At 54.8% G+C, this 20,508-nt stretch carries 17 protein-coding genes; 9 read left to right on the top strand and 8 right to left on the bottom strand.

Annotated features, from left to right (window positions below):
* Positions 1 to 40 precede the first annotated feature (40 nt).
* The 9 genes from thiC (at position 41) to AB8818_RS22305 (ending at position 8,084) form a co-directional block, all read left to right on the top strand.
* Positions 41 to 1,936, top strand: a complete 1,896-nt coding sequence (thiC, locus tag AB8818_RS22345; RefSeq protein WP_192985211.1) for a phosphomethylpyrimidine synthase ThiC — start codon at positions 41 to 43, stop codon at positions 1,934 to 1,936.
* Positions 1,936 to 2,571, top strand: a complete 636-nt coding sequence (thiE, locus tag AB8818_RS22340) for a thiamine phosphate synthase (protein ID WP_163331137.1) — start codon at positions 1,936 to 1,938, stop codon at positions 2,569 to 2,571. The genes thiC and thiE overlap by 1 nt, the downstream gene beginning before the upstream one ends.
* Complete coding sequence (locus tag AB8818_RS22335; RefSeq protein ID WP_116344073.1) at positions 2,564 to 3,319, top strand: HesA/MoeB/ThiF family protein; 756 nt, start codon at positions 2,564 to 2,566, stop codon at positions 3,317 to 3,319. The genes thiE and AB8818_RS22335 overlap by 8 nt, the downstream gene beginning before the upstream one ends.
* Entirely contained in the window at positions 3,303 to 3,503 is a 201-nt protein-coding gene (thiS, locus tag AB8818_RS22330) for a sulfur carrier protein ThiS (protein WP_163331138.1), read from the top strand. Before AB8818_RS22335 ends, thiS begins: the two co-directional genes overlap by 17 nt.
* Before the next feature lies 1 nt (position 3,504).
* The gene (gene thiG / locus AB8818_RS22325; protein ID WP_116344075.1) at positions 3,505 to 4,275 is read left to right on the top strand and encodes a thiazole synthase; all 771 of its coding nucleotides are present in this window, start codon (positions 3,505 to 3,507) and stop codon (positions 4,273 to 4,275) included.
* The gene (thiH, locus tag AB8818_RS22320) at positions 4,272 to 5,399 is read left to right on the top strand and encodes a 2-iminoacetate synthase ThiH (RefSeq protein WP_116344076.1); all 1,128 of its coding nucleotides are present in this window, start codon (positions 4,272 to 4,274) and stop codon (positions 5,397 to 5,399) included. Before thiG ends, thiH begins: the two co-directional genes overlap by 4 nt.
* A gap of 337 nt (positions 5,400 to 5,736) precedes the next feature.
* Positions 5,737 to 7,278: a sensor domain-containing diguanylate cyclase gene (locus tag AB8818_RS22315; RefSeq protein WP_163331139.1), complete on the top strand. Its 1,542-nt coding sequence runs from the start codon at positions 5,737 to 5,739 to the stop codon at positions 7,276 to 7,278.
* A 180-nt stretch (positions 7,279 to 7,458) separates the two neighbouring features.
* On the top strand, positions 7,459 to 7,767 hold the full coding sequence (locus AB8818_RS22310; protein WP_010425948.1) for a PTS sugar transporter subunit IIB: 309 nt from the start codon (positions 7,459 to 7,461) through the stop codon (positions 7,765 to 7,767).
* Positions 7,767 to 8,084 carry a PTS lactose/cellobiose transporter subunit IIA gene (locus AB8818_RS22305; protein WP_116344078.1) on the top strand — a complete coding sequence of 106 codons (318 nt, stop codon included), beginning with the start codon at positions 7,767 to 7,769 and terminating at the stop codon, positions 8,082 to 8,084. The genes AB8818_RS22310 and AB8818_RS22305 overlap by 1 nt, the downstream gene beginning before the upstream one ends.
* Positions 8,085 to 8,142: 58 nt before the next feature.
* Here AB8818_RS22305 and rpoC read toward each other — a convergent pair whose 3' ends face one another.
* From rpoC to secE, 8 genes are all read right to left on the bottom strand, one after another.
* Entirely contained in the window at positions 8,143 to 12,366 is a 4,224-nt protein-coding gene (rpoC, locus tag AB8818_RS22300; RefSeq protein ID WP_116344079.1) for a DNA-directed RNA polymerase subunit beta', read from the bottom strand.
* 76 nt (positions 12,367 to 12,442) lie between these two features.
* Positions 12,443 to 16,471 carry a DNA-directed RNA polymerase subunit beta gene (rpoB, locus tag AB8818_RS22295; RefSeq protein ID WP_061096566.1) on the bottom strand — a complete coding sequence of 1,343 codons (4,029 nt, stop codon included), beginning with the start codon at positions 16,469 to 16,471 and terminating at the stop codon, positions 12,443 to 12,445.
* 319 nt (positions 16,472 to 16,790) lie between these two features.
* Positions 16,791 to 17,156 carry a 50S ribosomal protein L7/L12 gene (gene rplL / locus AB8818_RS22290; protein ID WP_002445276.1) on the bottom strand — a complete coding sequence of 122 codons (366 nt, stop codon included), beginning with the start codon at positions 17,154 to 17,156 and terminating at the stop codon, positions 16,791 to 16,793.
* Positions 17,157 to 17,222: 66 nt separating this feature from the next.
* Positions 17,223 to 17,720 carry a 50S ribosomal protein L10 gene (gene rplJ / locus AB8818_RS22285; RefSeq protein WP_003862338.1) on the bottom strand — a complete coding sequence of 166 codons (498 nt, stop codon included), beginning with the start codon at positions 17,718 to 17,720 and terminating at the stop codon, positions 17,223 to 17,225.
* 289 nt (positions 17,721 to 18,009) lie between these two features.
* Positions 18,010 to 18,714: a 50S ribosomal protein L1 gene (gene rplA, locus AB8818_RS22280; protein WP_006810530.1), complete on the bottom strand. Its 705-nt coding sequence runs from the start codon at positions 18,712 to 18,714 to the stop codon at positions 18,010 to 18,012.
* Positions 18,715 to 18,717: 3 nt separating this feature from the next.
* On the bottom strand, positions 18,718 to 19,146 hold the full coding sequence (rplK, locus tag AB8818_RS22275) for a 50S ribosomal protein L11 (RefSeq protein WP_008503452.1): 429 nt from the start codon (positions 19,144 to 19,146) through the stop codon (positions 18,718 to 18,720).
* A 156-nt stretch (positions 19,147 to 19,302) separates the two neighbouring features.
* A complete protein-coding gene (nusG, locus tag AB8818_RS22270; RefSeq protein WP_003862341.1) occupies positions 19,303 to 19,848 on the bottom strand; it encodes a transcription termination/antitermination protein NusG in 546 nt (181 codons plus the stop codon).
* Between the two features lies 1 nt (position 19,849).
* Entirely contained in the window at positions 19,850 to 20,233 is a 384-nt protein-coding gene (secE, locus tag AB8818_RS22265; protein WP_013094999.1) for a preprotein translocase subunit SecE, read from the bottom strand.
* Positions 20,234 to 20,508 lie beyond the last annotated feature (275 nt).

Here is a 20,508-nt window from a genome sequence, read left to right as displayed (position 1 = left end):
GTCGTCTGACAAGCCATGTCCTTCACTTTTGGAATGAGCTATGTCTATCGCTAAATTGACCCGTCGCGAACAGCGCGAACACGCCCAACGCTTCATCGATACCCTGGAAGGGACCGCCTTCCCAAACTCGAAACGTATCTACATCACCGGCTCGCAGGCCGATATCCGCGTGCCGATGCGTGAAATCCAGCTTAGCCCGACGCTTATTGGCGGCAGCAAAGAGAACCCGCAGTACGAAGACAACGAAGCCGTGCCGGTGTATGACACCTCAGGCCCGTACGGTGACCCTGATGTTGCCATCAATGTCCAGCAGGGCTTGGCAAAGCTACGCCAGCCGTGGATTGACGCGCGTAACGACTGCGAAGAGCTGAGCGTGCGCAGCTCTGCGTATACCAAAGAACGTCTGGCCGACGACGGTCTGGACGAGCTGCGCTTTACCGGCCTGCTGACGCCAAAACGCGCCAGAGCGGGCAAATGCGTGACCCAGTTGCACTATGCGCGCCAGGGCATCGTCACGCCGGAGATGGAGTTCATCGCCATCCGTGAAAACATGGGCCGTGAGCGCATCCGCAGCGAAATATTGCGCCACCAGCATCCGGGCGAAGGCTTTGGCGCTCGCCTGCCGGAAAACATCACGCCAGAGTTTGTGCGCGACGAAGTGGCCGCAGGCCGCGCTATTATCCCCGCCAACATTAACCATCCGGAATCCGAGCCGATGATTATCGGCCGTAACTTCCTGGTGAAGGTCAATGCCAACATCGGCAACTCGGCGGTGACGTCATCCATCGAAGAAGAGGTGGAAAAGCTGGTCTGGTCAACGCGCTGGGGCGCGGATACGGTAATGGATCTTTCTACTGGCCGCTACATCCACGAAACCCGCGAATGGATCCTGCGTAACAGCCCGGTGCCGATCGGTACCGTCCCGATTTATCAGGCGCTGGAGAAGGTCAACGGCATCGCCGAAAACCTCACCTGGGAAGCGTTCCGCGACACGCTGCTGGAGCAGGCGGAACAGGGTGTGGACTACTTCACCATTCACGCAGGCGTGCTGCTGCGCTATGTGCCGATGACGGCGAAGCGTCTGACCGGCATCGTCTCGCGCGGCGGTTCCATTATGGCGAAGTGGTGCCTGTCCCATCATCAGGAAAACTTCCTCTACGAGCACTTCCGCGAGATCTGCGAAATCTGCGCCGCCTATGACGTCTCGCTGTCGCTGGGCGACGGCCTGCGTCCGGGCTCAATTCGCGACGCCAACGACGAAGCGCAGTTTGCCGAGCTGCACACGCTGGGCGAACTGACCAAAATCGCCTGGGAGTATGACGTGCAGGTAATGATTGAAGGCCCGGGCCACGTGCCGATGCAGATGATCCGCCGCAACATGACCGAGGAGCTGGAACACTGCCACGAAGCGCCGTTCTACACCCTGGGGCCATTGACGACCGATATTGCGCCGGGCTATGACCACTTCACGTCAGGCATTGGGGCGGCAATGATCGGCTGGTTCGGCTGCGCCATGCTCTGCTACGTGACGCCGAAAGAGCACCTCGGCCTGCCTAACAAAGAGGACGTGAAGCAGGGGCTGATTACCTACAAGATTGCCGCCCACGCGGCGGATCTGGCGAAAGGCCACCCGGGTGCGCAAATCCGCGACAACGCCATGTCCAAAGCGCGCTTTGAATTCCGCTGGGAAGACCAGTTTAACCTGGCGCTCGATCCCTTCACCGCCCGCGCCTACCACGATGAAACCCTGCCGCAGGAATCGGGTAAGGTGGCGCACTTCTGCTCCATGTGCGGGCCGAAGTTCTGCTCGATGAAAATTAGCCAGGAGGTGCGCGACTACGCCGCCGCGCAGACCATTGAAGTCGGCATGGCGGACATGTCAGAAACCTTCCGCGCGAAAGGCGGCGAAATCTACCTCAAAAAAGAGGAGGCGTAATGTACCAGCCTGATTTCCCCTCCGTGCCCTTCCGTTTAGGGCTCTATCCGGTGGTGGACAGCGTGGAGTGGATCGAACGCCTGCTTGAGGCCGGCGTTCGCACCCTCCAGCTGCGCATCAAGGATAAGCGCGATGAAGAGGTAGAGGCCGATGTGGTCGCCGCCATCACGCTGGGACGCCGTTACGACGCGCGTCTGTTTATCAACGATTACTGGCGACTGGCGATTAAGCACCAGGCGTATGGTGTCCATTTGGGTCAGGAGGACCTGGAAACCACCGATTTGAACGCCATCCGCCAGGCTGGCCTGCGCCTTGGCGTTTCAACACACGATGACATGGAGATCGACGTGGCGCTGACGGCCCGCCCCTCTTACATCGCGCTGGGTCACGTCTTCCCGACGCAAACCAAGCAGATGCCCTCGGCGCCGCAGGGGCTGACGCAGCTGGCGAGTCACGTTAAGCGCCTTGCCGATTACCCGACCGTCGCCATTGGCGGAATCAGCCTTGAACGCGCCCCGGCAGTGCTGGAGACCGGCGTCGGCAGTATCGCCGTCGTCAGCGCCATCACCCAGGCCGCAGACTGGCGGTCCGCCACCGAACAGCTTTTACAGCTGGCAGGAGCTGGCAATGAATGACCGCGATTTTATGCGCTACAGCCGTCAGATCCTGCTGGAAGATATCGCCATCGACGGGCAGCAAAAGCTGCTCGCCAGCCGGGTGCTGATTGTTGGCCTGGGAGGATTAGGCGCGCCCGCCGCGCTCTATCTGGCCGGTGCGGGCGTGGGCACGCTGGTGCTGGCCGATGACGACGAAGTGCACCTCAGCAACCTGCAGCGGCAAATCCTCTTCACGACAGACGATGTCAACCAGCCTAAAGCGCAAGTTACGCGCCAGAGGCTGAATCAGCTCAACCCCGATATCGAACTGATTGCACTTCAGACGCGGCTGAGCGGTGAACATTTGCAGCGTGAAGTCGCCCTTGCCGACGCGGTGCTGGACTGCACCGATAATATGGCGACGCGTCAGGCCATCAACGCCGCCTGCGTGGCAGAGAATACGCCGCTGATCACCGCCAGCGCGGTGGGGTTCGGCGGGCAGATGATGGTCCTGACGCCGCCGTGGGCGCAGGGCTGCTACCGTTGCCTGTGGCCGGACGATGCCGAGCCAGCGCGCAACTGCCGCACGGCGGGTGTGCTTGGTCCGGTGGTGGGCGTGATGGGCACGCTGCAGGCGCTGGAGGCCATCAAGCTGCTCAGCGGCATGGAGACGGAGCGCAACACGCTGCGCCTGTTCGACGCCCGCTCCAGCGGCTGGCGCCATCTGGCGCTACACCGCGCCAGCCGCTGCCCGGTATGCGGAGGCCGCGATGCGCATTCTGTTTAACGATGAGCCGATGAGCTGCGACGACGGGCTTACCGTTGCCGTACTGCTCGATAAATTACGCCAGCTTAAGCCGGGAACGGCGCTGGCGCTCAATCAACAGATCCTGCCGCGCGAGCAGTGGGAACATCAGCAGGTCAATGAAGGCGACCAGATCCTGCTGTTTCAGGTTATCGCAGGGGGCTGATATGTTACGTATTGCCGATAAAGTCTTTGATTCGCATCTGTTTACCGGAACCGGAAAATTCGCCTCGCCACAGCTGATGGTGGATGCCATTCGCGAAAGCGGCAGCCAGCTGGTGACGCTGGCGCTTAAGCGCGTGGATCTGCGTCATCACAGCGATGCCATTCTTGCACCGTTGCTTGAAGCTGGCGTCACGCTGCTGCCTAACACCTCCGGCGCCAAAACGGCCGAAGAGGCGATTTTCGCCGCACAGCTGGCGCGGGAAGCGCTCGGCACCCGCTGGCTGAAGCTGGAAATTCACCCGGATGCCCGCTGGCTGCTGCCCGACCCGATCGAGACGCTGAAAGCGGCAGAAAAGCTGGTGCAGCAGGGGTTTACCGTTCTGCCTTACTGCGGCGCGGATCCCGTGCTGTGTAAGCGTCTGGAAGAGGTCGGCTGCGCCGCCGTCATGCCCCTGGGCGCCCCCATTGGCTCCAATCAGGGGCTGGAAACCCGCGCAATGCTGGAGATCATCATCGAGCAGGCGACCGTGCCGGTGGTGGTGGATGCGGGCATCGGCGTTCCCAGCCACGCCGCGCAGGCGCTGGAGATGGGTGCCGACGCGGTGCTGGTGAATACCGCGATTGCGGTAGCTGACGATCCGGTGATGATGGCGCGCGCGTTCCGTCTTGCCGTGGAGGCTGGCGTGCTGGCCAGAGAATCAGGTCCCGGCTCACGCAGTTTCCAGGCACAGGCTACCAGCCCGCTGACCGGTTTTCTGGAGGCGCTCTCATGAGCACGTTTACCGAGCGCTGGCGCGAGCTTAACTGGGACGACATTGCCCTGCGCATCAACAGCAAAACGGCGGCTGACGTGGAACGCGCGCTGAATGCCCGTCATTTGACCCGTGAGGATCTGATGGCCCTGCTCTCTCCGGCAGCCAGCGCCTACCTTGAACCGATGGCACAGCGCGCTCAGCGCCTCACCCGGCAACGGTTTGGCAACACGGTAAGCTTCTACGTCCCGCTCTATCTTTCGAACCTGTGCGCCAACGACTGTACCTACTGTGGTTTCTCCATGAGCAACCGCATCAAGCGGAAAACGCTCGATGAAGAGGAGATCGCACGCGAGTGTGCCGCCATTCGTGAAATGGGGTTTGAGCATCTTCTGCTGGTTACGGGCGAGCATCAGGGGAAAGTGGGAATGGACTACTTCCGTCAGCATCTTCCGGCGATACGTCGGGAGTTTGCGTCGTTGCAGATGGAGGTTCAGCCCCTGTCGCAGGACGAGTATGCAGAGTTAAAAACGCTCGGGCTGGATGGGGTCATGGTCTATCAGGAAACTTACCACGAGACGACGTACGCCCGGCATCACCTGAAGGGGAAGAAGCAGGATTTCTTCTTCCGGCTGGAAACGCCGGACAGGCTGGGCCGTGCCGGGATCGACAAAATCGGGCTGGGGGCGCTAATTGGGCTTTCAGACAGCTGGCGGGTTGATTGCTACATGGTGGCAGAACATCTGCTGTGGCTGCAGCAACACTACTGGCAAACCCGATACTCCATCTCCTTCCCGCGCCTTCGCCCCTGCGCAGGAGGCATTGAACCGGCTTCGCTGATGGATGAGCGCCAGCTGGTGCAGACCATCTGCGCGTTTCGCCTGCTCGCCCCGGAAGTAGAATTATCGCTCTCAACACGTGAGTCCCCGGCGTTTCGCGATCGCGTCATTCCCCTTGCGATTAACAACGTCAGCGCGTTTTCCAAAACGCAGCCGGGCGGGTATGCAGACGACCATCCGGAGCTGGAGCAGTTTGCACCGCATGACGGACGGCGTCCAGAAACCGTTGCCGCCGCCCTGACGGCACAGGGTCTGCAGCCTGTCTGGAAAGACTGGGACAGCTGGCTGGGAAGAGCCTCGCAATGACGATGAAACGCACTGCAACACGGTAAAAAATTGTCGAGGCGCTACGGAAAGGCAAAACCGGATGATTGTCAGCGATCGTCCGGTTTTTTATTGTCATCAGGTCAGCAACGGACGCTGACCAGGGCGAAAAGCTTCTTCCTCGTTTCGCCCTGCCTCAGACTCCGTGTATAAGATGGGCGACATGGCATGAATAAGGTATTTCTTAGTGATTCTTAAGATAAATCATCTCGTCTTAAATCGGGTTCCGTATAATTCACCGCTAACCGCAGGACAGCGACTATGCTGAGAGGATATCGGCAGACGAAAAGTATTCACCATCAGGATCGATGTACAACTCATGGCACTTCACAGCAAAAAGCTCTCTTTTACCCGGCCAATCATGCTTAGCTTCGCGGGGATCCTGTGCAGTTTTGCGCTGATCGCAGTCGTGGTCACGCTTTCGCAACAAAAGGATTTTCTTGAGGACTATCATAAGATTAATGGGAATTTCACCCATAACCTTGCGGTGAACTACACCGAGTCTATCCTGCGTGAAAATGACTATATTCTGGGACGCTCCGCCATCTACTTTGCGCGCGACGACAAGCTAAACGAGACCCTCAACCTTAACCCGACGCAAGGTCTGCAGATGATGATGCATTTGCAGAATCTGATGCCGACCGTATCATCCATCTCGCTGGCAGACACGCAGGGACATTATCTGCGCGCGCCGGAAGTGCTCCCCACGGAAAAGAGCAAAACTTTCGATCCCCGGACGCGGCCGTGGTTTGTCGCCCAGGCTGAAGCCAGTATCTTTAGCCACTATACCCGCCCCTATATGGATTACTTCACCGGCCACCCGACGGTAACCGTCTATAAGCCGTTAATTTCACCAGAAGGCCGCCTTAAGGGCACGCTCGCGTTTCATCTTGATTTGACGTCAATGGGCTACACCCTGCGTCAGATGGTCGCCCCTGTTCAGGGGGAATTCTTCGTCGTCGAACGTGATGGCGCCGTCGTGCTGCACCCTGATACTGGCGCGCTCTTCAAACAGTACGTGAGCGAAGCGCTGATGGACAAAATGACCAGCGGCGAAGGCCATCTCTACGACAAGAAAACCAACGCCTGGTATTACTACTACTCTTTCACAAACCCGGACTGGTTTGTTATCTACCGGGTCTCTGGCGCAACGCTTACCGATATTACCCGCCACGAAACGACGATCGTAGGCTGGGGTTTCGCGCTGGCGGCCATCATTATCATTCTCTTCGGCCTCTATCTGCGCCATGCCTCACGTACCGTGCTGATGACCATTATCAACGCGATCAAAACGGGCGATGTCAGCCAGGCACCGCGTCTGGAAGCGATGCTGAGCCACACCATCCAGTCCAATAAAGAGCGTGAGATGGCATATGTCCGCCAGGCCACTCACGATGCGCTGACGGGCTGCAAAAACCGCCGTGCGTTCGATAGCGATGTAGAGGAATTATTAAGCGCCCACCAGCCTTTCGCGATGGCGCTGGTTGATATTGATAACTTCAAGTCAATTAACGACACGTGGGGACACCTGAGCGGTGATATCGTCCTGCGTAACGTGGCGCGTGAGGGGATCCAGATAATGCAGCCCCACAACGTCTCGGTCTACCGCTACGGTGGCGAAGAGTTCGCGGTGATCTTCCAGGCCGAGCAGATCGCTGCCGCATTCTCATTGCTTGATGCATGGCGCACCGCCGTTGAAAGGCGCGCCTGGCGGGAAGAAAACCTGCACGTCACGTTCAGTGCGGGTCTCGGTGAATGGCACTTCGAACCGCTGGAACAATTTGTCGAAAGCGTTGATAGTGCCCTCTACAGCGCGAAACGGCAGGGTAAAAACCGCATTATCCGAACAGCCATCAGCTAATTCCCCACCTCACAGCCCGCCCGTTCCCCACGGGTGAGGTTGACGGTCATACAAATTGTAACCGGTTTCAGAAATTCGCCGGTTTCTTTGTGATGCCTGACACACAATCGTGGTAAAGCGGTTGTTGAAGCCCTCTGTGCGAGATAATTATCAATAAACACATGTAGATCGAGGCTGATTATGAAGAACATCGTTTTATGCTGTGCAGCGGGAATGTCAACCAGCATGCTGGTTCAACGTATGAAAGACGCCGCGCAGAAAAAAGGGGTTGAAGTCACCATTAAAGCCGTTCCGGTTGCGGAGTTTAAAGACAACATCGCGACGGCCGACATCGTATTGCTGGGGCCACAGGTTAAATACGAGCAGGCTAAACTGCAAGCGCAGGCCGACCCGCTGGGCAAAAAGGTCGCGGTGATCGACATGATGGATTACGGCATGATGAAAGGCGATGCCGTACTGGAAAAAGCGCTCAAGCTGCTGGAGTCATAATGGACGACTTAGAAACCACGATCATGGAACTGCTGGTCAATGCAGGTGCGGCACGCAGCGCGGCCCTGACGGCCCTGCAGATGGCGCGTAAAGGTGAGTTTGACGAAGCTGAGAAAGCGATGGAAGAGTCGCGCGAATATGTGAAGCACGCGCATACGATCCAGACGCAGCTTATCGGCCTTGACGAAGGAACCGGGAAACTGCCGGTTAATCTGATCACCGTTCATTCTCAGGACCACCTGATGAACGCGATGGTTATTCAGGATCTGGCGGGCGATATGATTGAGCTTTATCGACGCATCCCGCTAGTGAATTAAAGACATGCAGATATAAAAAAACCCGCCGAGGCGGGTTTTTTATTTACGGCATCAACGATTACTCGTTGTCGGAACCGCCCAGACCTGCGTTCAGCAGTTCTGCAAGGCTAGCGGAGGCATCTTCAGCAGTAACCTGCGGTGCAGCTGGCAGTTCGCCCGCTGCGCGACGACGCATACGATCCTGGTGGTACGCATAACCGGTACCGGCCGGGATCAGACGACCCACGATGACGTTCTCTTTCAGACCACGCAGTTCATCACGTTTACCTGCAACAGCGGCTTCGGTCAGGACACGAGTCGTCTCCTGGAACGATGCTGCAGAGATGAAGGACTCGGTTGCCAGAGACGCTTTGGTGATACCCAGCAGATCGCGTGCGAAGGTCGCACCGATTTTGCCATTCGCTTCGAGATCGCGGTTAGCGATCTTAACGCGTGAGTATTCAACCTGCTCGCCTTCCAGGAAGTCGGAGCTGCCCGCGTTTTCGATGGTTGCTTTACGCAGCATCTGACGAACGATAACTTCGATGTGCTTATCGTTAATCTTAACGCCCTGCAGGCGGTATACGTCCTGTACTTCGTTAACAATGTAACGAGTAACAGCATGCACACCACGAAGACGCAGGATATCGTGCGGCGCTTCTGGACCGTCGGAAACCACGTCACCACGTTCTACACGTTCGCCTTCGAACACGTTGAGCTGACGCCACTTAGGAATCATCTCTTCGTACGGCTCGCTGCCATCTACTGGCGTGATAACCAGACGGCGCTTGCCTTTGGTCTCTTTACCGAAGGAGATGATGCCGCTGATTTCAGCCAGGATTGCAGGCTCTTTCGGACGACGTGCTTCGAACAGGTCCGCAACGCGTGGCAGACCACCGGTGATGTCCTTGGTACCGCCGGATTCCTGAGGAATACGCGCCAGGGTGTCACCAGAGCTGATCTGTACGCCATCTTCCAGCTGTACAATCGCTTTACCCGGCAGGAAGTACTGCGCAGGCATATCGGTACCCGGGATCAGAACGTCGTTACCCTGAGCATCAACGATTTTCAGCGCAGGACGCAGATCTTTACCACCGGTAGTACGTTCTGCAGAATCCAGAACCACCAGAGAAGACAGACCGGTCAGCTCGTCGGTCTGACGAGTAATGGTCTGGCCGTCGATCATGTCAGTAAAGCGGATGAAACCACTTACTTCGGTGATAACCGGCATGGTGTGTGGATCCCAGTTTGCAACGGTTTCACCGCCGGCAACCTGCTCGCCATCACCTTTCGCCATAACAGCACCGTAAGGCACTTTATAGCTCTCTTTGGTACGACCGAATTCGTCGATCAGCTTCAGCTCGGTGTTACGAGAAGTGATAACCAGTTTACCGCTGGAGTTCACAACCGATTTCGCGTTGCTGAGCTTGATGCTACCTTTGTTTTTCACCTGGATGCTGGATTCAGCAGCCGCACGAGATGCCGCGCCACCGATGTGGAACGTACGCATCGTCAGCTGTGTACCCGGCTCACCGATGGACTGTGCCGCGATAACGCCAATGGCTTCACCTTTGTTGATGATGTGGCCACGCGCCAGGTCACGACCGTAGCAGTGCGCACATACACCAAAGTCGGTGTCACAGGATACAACGGAACGCACTTTCACGGAGTCAACAGAGTTCGCTTCCAGCAGGTCACACCACTGTTCGTGCAGCAGCGTGTTGCGTGGAACCAGAATGTCTGCGGTGCCCGGCTTCAGGATGTCTTCCGCGGTTACACGACCCAGTACGCGATCGCGCAGCGGCTCTTTAACATCACCACCCTCGATAACCGGGGTCATGGTGATACCTTCGAGGGTGCCACAATCGTCTTCGGTCACAACCAGATCCTGCGCAACGTCAACCAGACGACGCGTCAGATAACCGGAGTTCGCTGTTTTCAGTGCGGTATCCGCCAGACCTTTACGCGCACCGTGCGTGGAGATGAAGTACTGGAGTACGTTCAGACCTTCACGGAAGTTCGCGGTGATTGGCGTTTCGATGATGGAGCCATCCGGCTTCGCCATCAGACCACGCATACCTGCCAGCTGACGAATCTGTGCCGCAGAACCACGCGCACCGGAGTCGGCCATCATGTAGATGCTGTTGAAGGAAACCTGCTGCTCTTCTACGCCGTCACGGTTAATCACGGTTTCGGTTTGCAGGTTATCCATCATCGCTTTGGATACACGATCGTTCGCCGCAGCCCAGATATCGATAACTTTGTTGTAACGTTCGCCCGCGGTGACCAGACCAGACTGGAACTGCTCCTGGATTTCCGCAACTTCAGCTTCCGCTTCAGAGATGATCTCGTGTTTCTTCTCTGGGATGACCATGTCATCGATACCAACAGATGCACCTGAACGCGCTGCATAAGCAAAGCCGGTATACATTGTCTGGTCAGCGAAGATAACGGTCGGCTTCAGACCCAGAATGCGGTAACAGGTGTTCAGCATTTTGGAGATCGCTTTCTTACCCAGCGCCTGGTTGACGATGGAGAAAGGCAGACCTTTCGGTACGATCATCCACAGAATGGCACGGCCAACGGTCGTGTCTTTCAGGCTGGTTTTCGCAACGAATTCGCCGTTTGCATCTTTTTCGTATTCGGTGATACGCACTTTAACACGCGCATGCAGAGAGGCCAGGCCAGCGCGATAAATACGCTCAGCTTCTTTCGGGCCAGTCAGCACCATGCCTTCGCCTTTGGCGTTAACACAGTCACGGGTCATGTAGTACAGACCCAATACAACGTCCTGAGAAGGAACGATGATTGGCTCACCGTTCGCTGGAGACAGGATGTTGTTGGTAGACATCATCAGCGCACGCGCTTCGAGCTGGGCTTCCAGCGTCAGCGGTACGTGAACAGCCATCTGGTCACCATCGAAGTCGGCGTTATAAGCCGCACAGACCAGCGGGTGCAGCTGGATAGCTTTACCTTCAATCAGGACTGGCTCAAATGCCTGGATACCCAGACGGTGCAGTGTTGGTGCACGGTTCAGCAGTACCGGGTGTTCGCGGATCACTTCGTCCAGGATATCCCAAACGACAGCTTCTTCACGCTCAACCATTTTCTTAGCGGCTTTGATGGTAGTGGCGAGTCCTCGCAGCTCCAGCTTGCCGTAGATGAACGGTTTGAACAGCTCCAGTGCCATTTTCTTCGGCAGACCGCACTGATGCAGACGCAGGTATGGACCTACGGTGATTACAGAACGACCGGAGTAGTCAACACGCTTACCGAGCAGGTTCTGACGGAAACGACCCTGTTTACCTTTGATCATGTCGGCCAAAGATTTCAGAGGACGTTTGTTAGAACCGGTGATCGCACGACCACGACGACCGTTATCCAGCAGGGCATCTACCGCTTCCTGCAGCATACGTTTTTCGTTGCGTACGATGATATCCGGCGCAGCCAGATCCAGCAGACGTTTCAGACGGTTGTTACGGTTGATCACGCGACGATACAGATCGTTCAGATCGGACGTTGCGAAACGACCACCATCCAGCGGAACCAGCGGACGCAGATCTGGCGGCAGAACCGGCAGAACGGTCAGGATCATCCACTCTGGTTTGTTACCAGACTGAACGAACGCTTCCAGCAGTTTGATACGCTTGGTCAGCTTTTTACGCTTGGTTTCGGAGTTAGTTTCGTTCAGCTCTTCACGCAGCTGCTCGCACTCTTGCTCCAGATCCATGCTCTTCAGCAGGGCCTGAATAGCTTCCGCACCCATCTTCGCGTCGAATTCGTCACCGAACTCTTCCAGCGCGTCCAGATACTGCTCTTCAGTCAGGATCTGGTGACGTTCCAGGTTCGTCATCCCGCCTTCGATAACCACATAAGATTCGAAGTACAGTACACGTTCGATATCGCGCAGCGGCATATCCAGCAGCAGGCCGATACGGGACGGCAGAGATTTCAGGAACCAGATGTGAGCAGTCGGAGACGCCAGCTCGATGTGGCCCATACGCTCACGGCGTACTTTGGTCTGGGTCACTTCAACGCCGCACTTCTCACAGATCACACCACGGTGTTTCAGGCGCTTGTACTTACCGCACAGGCACTCGTAATCTTTTACTGGCCCGAAAATACGTGCACAGAAAAGGCCGTCACGCTCAGGTTTGAACGTACGGTAGTTGATGGTTTCCGGCTTTTTAACTTCACCGAAAGACCATGAACGGATCATGTCTGGCGAAGCCAGAGCAATTTTGATCGCATCAAACTCTTCGGTTTTAGTTTGCGCTTTCAGAAACTTTAATAAGTCTTTCACGGATTTGCTCCCGTCGGAGTTAGCACACTCTGCTGTCGGGCGTTAACCCGACAGCAGTGACCTGTTTGAGCGAGAATTACTCGTCTTCCAGTTCGATGTTGATACCCAGCGAACGAATCTCTTTCAACAGTACGTTGAAGGATTCTGGCATGCCCGGCTCCATCTGATGGTTGCCGTCCACGATGTTTTTATACATCTTGGTACGACCGTTCACGTCATCAGACTTAACAGTGAGCATTTCCTGCAGGGTGTATGCCGCGCCGTATGCTTCCAGCGCCCACACTTCCATCTCCCCGAAGCGCTGACCACCGAACTGTGCCTTACCACCCAGCGGCTGCTGAGTAACCAGGCTGTAAGAACCGGTAGAACGAGCGTGCATCTTGTCGTCGACCAGGTGGTTCAGTTTCAGCATGTACATGTAACCAACGGTTACTGGACGCTCAAACTGTTCACCGGTACGGCCGTCAAACAGCGTAATCTGACCAGACGTTGGCAGACCACCCAGTTGCAGCAGCTCTTTAATTTCAGCTTCTTTTGCACCGTCGAATACCGGCGTTGCAATTGGCATACCTTTGCGCAGGTTCTCTGCCAGACGCAGCACTTCTTCATCGCTGAAGGTGTTCAGGTCGACTTTCTGACGCACATCGGTACCCAGATCGTAGGCACGCTGGATGAATTCGCGCAGTTTCGCGACTTCCTGCTGCTGTTTCAGCATGGCGTTGATCTTGTCGCCAATACCTTTCGCAGCCATACCCAGGTGGGTTTCCAGAATCTGACCGATGTTCATACGAGACGGTACGCCCAGTGGGTTCAGTACGATATCTACCGGCGTACCGTTAGCATCGTGCGGCATATCTTCGATCGGGTTGATCTTAGAGATAACACCCTTGTTACCGTGACGACCTGCCATCTTATCACCAGGCTGGATCTGACGTTTAACGGCCAGATACACCTTAACAATCTTCAGCACGCCTGGTGCCAGATCGTCGCCCTGAGTGATTTTGCGGCGTTTCGCTTCGAGTTTTTTCTCGAACTCGTGTTTCAGTTCGTCATACTGCTCAGCCAGCTGTTCCAGCTGATTTTGTTTCTCTTCGTCGGTCAGGCCCAGTTCCAGCCAGCGATCGCGTGGCAGTTTGTCGAGCTTCTCAGCTTCAACGCCACCGGCAACCAGCACCGCATAAATACGGCTGAATAGACCCGCTTCGAGGATCTGCAGTTCTTCAGACAGGTCTTTCTTAGCCTGCTTGAGCTGCATCTCTTCGATTTCCAGCGCACGCTTATCTTTCTCAACGCCATCACGAGTGAAGACCTGAACGTCGATAACCGTACCGGAAACACCGTTTGGTACGCGCAGAGAAGAGTCTTTAACGTCAGACGCTTTCTCACCGAAGATTGCACGCAGCAGTTTCTCTTCTGGCGTCAGCTGGGTTTCACCTTTCGGCGTAACCTTACCAACCAGAATGTCGCCGCCGGTCACTTCCGCACCGATGTAAACAATACCGGATTCATCCAGTTTGGAGAGCGCAGCTTCACCCACGTTAGGGATGTCGGCAGTGATCTCTTCTGGCCCCAGCTTGGTGTCACGGGACACACAGGCCAGTTCCTGAATGTGGATGGTGGTGAAACGATCTTCCTGAACCACACGCTCGGAGACGAGGATGGAGTCTTCGAAGTTGTAACCGTTCCACGGCATGAACGCTACGCGCATGTTCTGACCGAGCGCCAGTTCACCGAGGTCGGTGGACGGACCGTCTGCCAGCACGTCGCCGCGCTCAACTGGCTCACCCAGAGATACGCAAGGCATCTGGTTGATACAGGTGTTCTGGTTAGAACGGGTGTATTTGGTCAGGTTGTAGATGTCGATACCCGCTTCGCCCGGATACATCTCGTCTTCGTTAACTTTGATAACGATACGGGATGCGTCGACGTACTGAACGGTACCGCCACGCTTAGCAACTGCAGTAACACCGGAGTCAACGGCAACAGCACGTTCCATACCGGTACCAACCAGCGGCTTATCAGCACGCAGAGTTGGAACGGCCTGACGTTGCATGTTCGCACCCATCAATGCACGGTTGGCGTCATCGTGTTCCAGGAACGGGATCAGGGACGCACCGACGGATACCACCTGCTGGGTGGAAACGTCCATGTAGTCAACCTGGTCGCGGCTGAACAAGCTGGATTCGCCTTTGCTACGGCAGGTAACCAAATCTTCTACAAAGTGGCCTTCGTCATCCAGGTTGGAGTTCGCCTGAGCGATAACGTAGTTGCCTTCTTCGATAGCAGACAGGTAGTGAATTTCGTCGGTAACAACACCGTCAGTCACTTTACGGTACGGGGTCTCGAGGAAACCGTATTCGTTCGTCTGTGCGTAAACGGACAGGGAGTTGATCAGACCGATGTTTGGACCTTCAGGCGTTTCGATTGGACATACGCGACCGTAGTGCGTCGGGTGTACGTCTCGAACTTCGAAGCCTGCACGTTCACGGGTCAGACCGCCCGGGCCGAGTGCGGAGATACGACGTTTGTGCGTAATCTCAGACAGCGGGTTGTTCTGGTCCATGAACTGAGACAGCTGGCTGGAACCGAAGAACTCTTTCACTGCTGCAGAAATCGGCTTGGCGTTGATCATATCCTGAGGCATCAGGGTATCCAGATCGCCCAGAGACAGACGCTCTTTCACCGCACGCTCTACACGTACCAGGCCAACGCGGAACTGATTTTCCGCCATTTCGCCTACGGAGCGGATACGACGGTTGCCGAGGTGGTCGATATCGTCCACTTCGCCTTTACCGTTACGGATATCGATGAGCTTCTTCATCACTTCGATGATGTCGTCTTTGCTCAGGATACCGGAACCTTCGATTTCATCGCGCAGCAGAGAACGGTTGAACTTCATACGACCTACCGCGGACAGATCGTAGCGGTCTTCGGAGAAGAACAGGTTCTCGAACAGGCTTTCAGCCGCTTCGCGCGTTGGTGGCTCACCAGGACGCATCATGCGGTAGATTTCGACCAGCGCGCTCAGACGATCGGTCGTTGGGTCGACGCGTACAGTCTCAGAGATGTACGGACCGTGGTCCAGATCGTTGGTGAACAGCGTTTCGATACGTTTGTGGCCAGACTGGCTCAGCTTAGCCAGCAGATCCAGGCTCAGCTCCATGTTAGCCGGGCAGATCAGCTCGCCAGTTGATTCATCAACGTAATCTTTCGCGGCTACTTTTCCTGCAATGTATTCAACCGGAACTTCGATGTGTTTGATATCATCTTTTTCCAGCTGGCGGATGTGGCGCGCGGTGATACGGCGACCTTTTTCCACATACACTTTGCCGTCGGCTTCGATGTCGAACGACGCGGTCTCACCACGCAGACGTTCCGGCACCAGCTCCATCTGCAGCTTGTTGTCGCGGATTTCAAAGATCACTTTCTCAAAGAACAGGTCCAGGATCTGCTCAGTGGTATAGTTCAGTGCACGCAGAATGATGGTTGCAGGCAGTTTACGACGACGGTCGATACGGACAAACAGGTTGTCTTTTGGATCGAACTCGAAGTCCAGCCATGAACCACGGTAAGGAATGATGCGTGCGTTATACAGTACTTTACCGGAAGAGTGTGTTTTACCTTTATCGCTGTCGAAGAAGACGCCCGGGCTACGATGCAGCTGGGAAACGATAACACGCTCAGTACCGTTGATGACGAAAGTACCGTTGTCTGTCATGAGTGGAATCTCACCCATGTAGACTTCTTGTTCTTTAATGTCTTTTACGGTGCCTTCCGGCGCTTCGCGCTCGTAGATCACCAGACGCAGTTTTACGCGCAGCGGTGCGGAATAGGTCACGCCACGGATCTGACATTCCTGAACGTCAAACACCGGTTCGCCAAGGCGGTAGCTGACGTACTGCAGCTCGGAGTTACCGCTGTAGCTCTGAATCGGGAACACGGAACGGAAGGCTGCTTCCAGACCGTACTGCCCTTCAGGATCTTGCTCGATAAACTTCTGGAACGAGTCAAGCTGGATAGAAAGGAGATATGGAATGTCCAGAACTTGTGGACGTTTACCAAAATCCTTACGAATACGTTTTTTCTCGGTATAGGAGTAAACCATAGGGTTCCTCAGCTCGCTGACAAGTCGACCCATCTGTCCGACGAAGGGACAGTTTGTGCAACACCATTTTGTGGACCGGAAAATTGAATACTTTCCGCAATACCTGTTGCTATCACGCTTAAACCATTTCATTGCGATTTACACAGAGCGAGCACTCTGTCGCAGTATATTAAGTCGTCGATAGAAACAAGCATTGTCAGGACAATCAGCAGTCAAACAGTGTGAAATGCTACTGATGCCTTACAGCGCAAAAAGGCTGGTGACTAAAAAGTCACCAGCCATCAGCCTAATTGCTTAGGCTGCAACCAGAAAAGTTGGCTTATTTAACTTCAACTTCAGCGCCAGCTTCTTCCAGAGATTTTTTCAGTGCTTCTGCGTCGTCTTTGCTCACGCCTTCTTTCAGCGCAGCTGGAGCAGATTCTACCAGGTCTTTAGCTTCTTTCAGACCCAGGCCAGTTGCGCCACGTACTGCTTTGATAACAGCAACTTTGTTCGCGCCAGCAGCTTTCAGAATTACGTCGAATTCAGTTTTTTCTTCAGCAGCTTCAGCCGGGCCAGCAGCTACAGCTACAGCAGCAGCAGCAGAAACACCGAATTTTTCTTCCATTGCAGAAACCAGCTCTACAACGTCCATTACGGACATAGCTGCTACTGCTTCAATGATTTGATCTTTAGTGATAGACATTTAAATTGTTCCTGAAAATCAGAATAAGTTTATACGTAAGCAAATGCTTTATAAAGATAACTGCAATTAAGCAGCTTCTTTCGCATCGCGTACAGCAGCCAGAGTGCGAACCAGTTTGCCAGCCGCAGCTTCTTTCATGGTTGCCATCAGGCGTGCAATTGCTTCTTCGTAGGTCGGCAGGGTTGCCAGGCGATCGATTTGCGATGCCGGGATCAACTCACCTTCAAAGGCTGCAGCTTTGACCTCAAATTTTGCATTCGCTTTCGCGAACTCTTTGAACAGACGAGCAGCAGCGCCCGGGTGTTCCATAGAGTATGCAATCAGGGTCGGACCAACAAACGTGTCTTTCAGGCACTCGAACTGAGTACCTTCAACTACGCGGCGCAGCAGGGTGTTACGAACAACACGCATGTATACGCCAGCTTCACGACCTGCTTTACGCAGTTCAGTCATTTTGTCTACAGTAACGCCACGGGAATCCGCAACTACTGCAGACAGCGCGCCTTTGGCTACTTCGCTGACTTCAGCAACAATCGCTTGTTTGTCTTGAAGATTTAAAGCCATTAGCTTTGCTCCTGGATGTTTGCCGGAACTCATGTTCCGGAACTCACTTCACTCTTCCCAACGGGAAGAGCGTCTTAATACGGTGAGCAGAAACAAGCCAGAGTATTAAAAATAATCTTAGCGTTCTGTCACCGTCTACGCAGGGGATTAAGTCTCTTTCGAGACACCTGCGGTCTTCGACGGAGGCCTGGATAGGCCAGGCTCCAACGAACAATTCTTTTAGCCGCTAACTTTCGTTAGCAAACGTGGGGGTAAGATTGTAGACAAAATCACCGCCCACGTAAAGGCATTAGTTTGCAGCAGCGCTCAGGCCAGCCTGGTCAACTGCAACACCTGCACCCATAGTGGTGGAGATGCTAACTTTCTTGATGTACACGCCTTTCGCCTGAGTTGGTTTTGCTTTTTTCAGCGCAACCAGCAGAGCTTCCAGGTTTTCTTTCAGTTTGTCAGCGTCAAAGTCCACTTTACCGATGGTGGTGTGGATGATGCCGTTTTTGTCGTTACGATAACGAACCTGACCCGCTTTAGCGTTCTTAACCGCTTCAGCAACGTTAGGAGTTACAGTACCAACTTTCGGGTTTGGCATCAGGCCGCGTGGACCCAGAACCTGGCCCAGCTGGCCAACAACGCGCATTGCATCTGGAGATGCGATAACAACGTCAAAGTTCATTTCGCCTTTCTTGATCTGATCAGCCAGATCTTCCATACCTACCAGTTCAGCACCGGCAGCTTTAGCAGCTTCAGCGTTTGCACCCTGAGCAAATACAGCTACGCGAACGGAACGGCCAGTACCGTGTGGCAGTACAGTTGCGCCACGAACGTTCTGATCGGATTTACGAGCGTCGATGCCCAGGTTAACGGCAACGTCAACGCTTTCAACGAACTTAGCAGTTGCCAGTTCTTTCAGCAGAGCGATAGCTTCGTTGATGTCGTACTGTTTGGTCGCATCAACTTTGTCACGGATCACGGACATGCGCTTGGTCAGTTTAGCCATTTCTTAGTCCTCCACTACCAGGCCCATGGAACGTGCAGTACCTTCGATGGAGCGAGTCATCGCTTCAATGTCGGCACCAGTCATGTCGGCAGCTTTGGTCTGCGCGATTTCCTGCAGCTGAGCGCGGGAAATTTTACCCACTTTGTCTTTGTTCGGTTTACCGGAACCAGACTTGATACCAGCCGCTTTCTTCAGCAGAACTGCTGCTGGAGGGGTTTTGGTAACGAAAGTGAAAGAACGGTCAGCGTAAACAGTGATTACGACTGGGATTGGCAGACCTTTTTCCAGGGATTCAGTTTTTGCGTTGAACGCTTTACAGAATTCCATGATGTTCACACCCTGCTGACCCAGAGCTGGACCAACTGGTGGACTTGGGTTCGCCATACCAGCTGCAACCTGCAGCTTGACGTAGGCTTGTACTTTCTTAGCCATTCTAAAATCCTCTGATTGGGTAATAGCGCCTCAGGGAGGCTCCCCGTGAATAAAATTCGTTTTACGGGCCGAGACCCATAAAAACAAAAGGCGCGAAATTGTATTCCAATCCCGCGCCTTGTGCAACGATTAAATCGTCGCTTTTTTGATCGCTGCTTAGGCTTTTTCTACCTGGGCAAAGTCCAGTTCTACCGGGGTCGCACGACCGAAGATAGAAACAGAAACTTTCAGGCGGGACTTCTCGTAGTCCACTTCTTCAACCACGCCATTAAAGTCAGCAAACGGACCGTCATTAACACGAACCATTTCACCCGGTTCAAACAGCGTTTTCGGACGCGGCTTATCACCTACCTGCTGCAGGCGGTTCATAATCGCATCAACTTCTTTGTCGCTGATTGGCGCCGGACGGTCAGACGTGCCGCCGATAAAGCCCATCACGCGCGGTACGCTGCGCACCAGGTGCCAGCTCGCGTCGTTCATAACCATCTGAACCAGCACGTAACCCGGGAAGAATTTGCGCTCGCTTTTGCGACGCTGGCCGCCACGGATCTCAACCACTTCTTCGGTTGGAACCATAACTTCGCCAAACAACTCTTCCATGTTGTGTAATTTGATATGCTCACGCAGCGACGTGGCTACGCGGCCTTCAAAACCGGAAAACGCCTGAACGACGTACCAGCGCTTTTTAGGGGCTTCAGACATCTCAGAACCTCAGGCCAGTGATAAAGGATACCAGGCGAACCAGAATACCATCCAGTCCCCACAGGATCAGTGACATTACAGCGGTAACCGCCGCTACGATCAGCGTGGTGTGCAATGTTTCCTGGCGAGTCGGCCAAATTACCTTGCGGACTTCGGTACGCGCTTCGCGGGCAAAAGCGACAGTCGCTTTGCCTTTCGTCGTCAACAGCGCGACACCACCCGCTGCAGCAATCAGAATTACCACTGCAAGCGCGCGTAGCGGCAGCATAATGTCACGATAAAGGTAGTTGCCGACAATCGCTACGATCAGCAGAACGGCTACTACTACCCATTTCATCGCTTCCAGGCCGCGCCCGCTCCCTTGAGCTTCGGTATTCGCACTCATAAACCAACCTGTCAGAAGTATTCTACAAACATTTTCACCCCGCGATCGCGAGGCAAACCAAATCGAAATGCTAATTCGCTTTTCGGATTATACGCTCTCTGCAGAGCCTGTCTCAGCAATGATTATGACAAAAATAATCACTGATGAGCCAGGTTCTGGCGTGAAAGCGTGCAAAAAGGGCATCAAATGATGCCCTTTTATTGCGCATTGCGTCAAATGTTATCAGCAATTAGCCGAGAACTTTAGCAACCACGCCCGCGCCAACGGTACGGCCA

It is taken from the genome of Enterobacter sp. KB-280D8, assembly GCF_041399405.1.
GTDB classification, from domain to species: Bacteria; Pseudomonadota; Gammaproteobacteria; order Enterobacterales; family Enterobacteriaceae; genus Enterobacter; species Enterobacter cloacae_N.
This window is presented reverse-complemented; position numbering and strand designations above follow the sequence as displayed.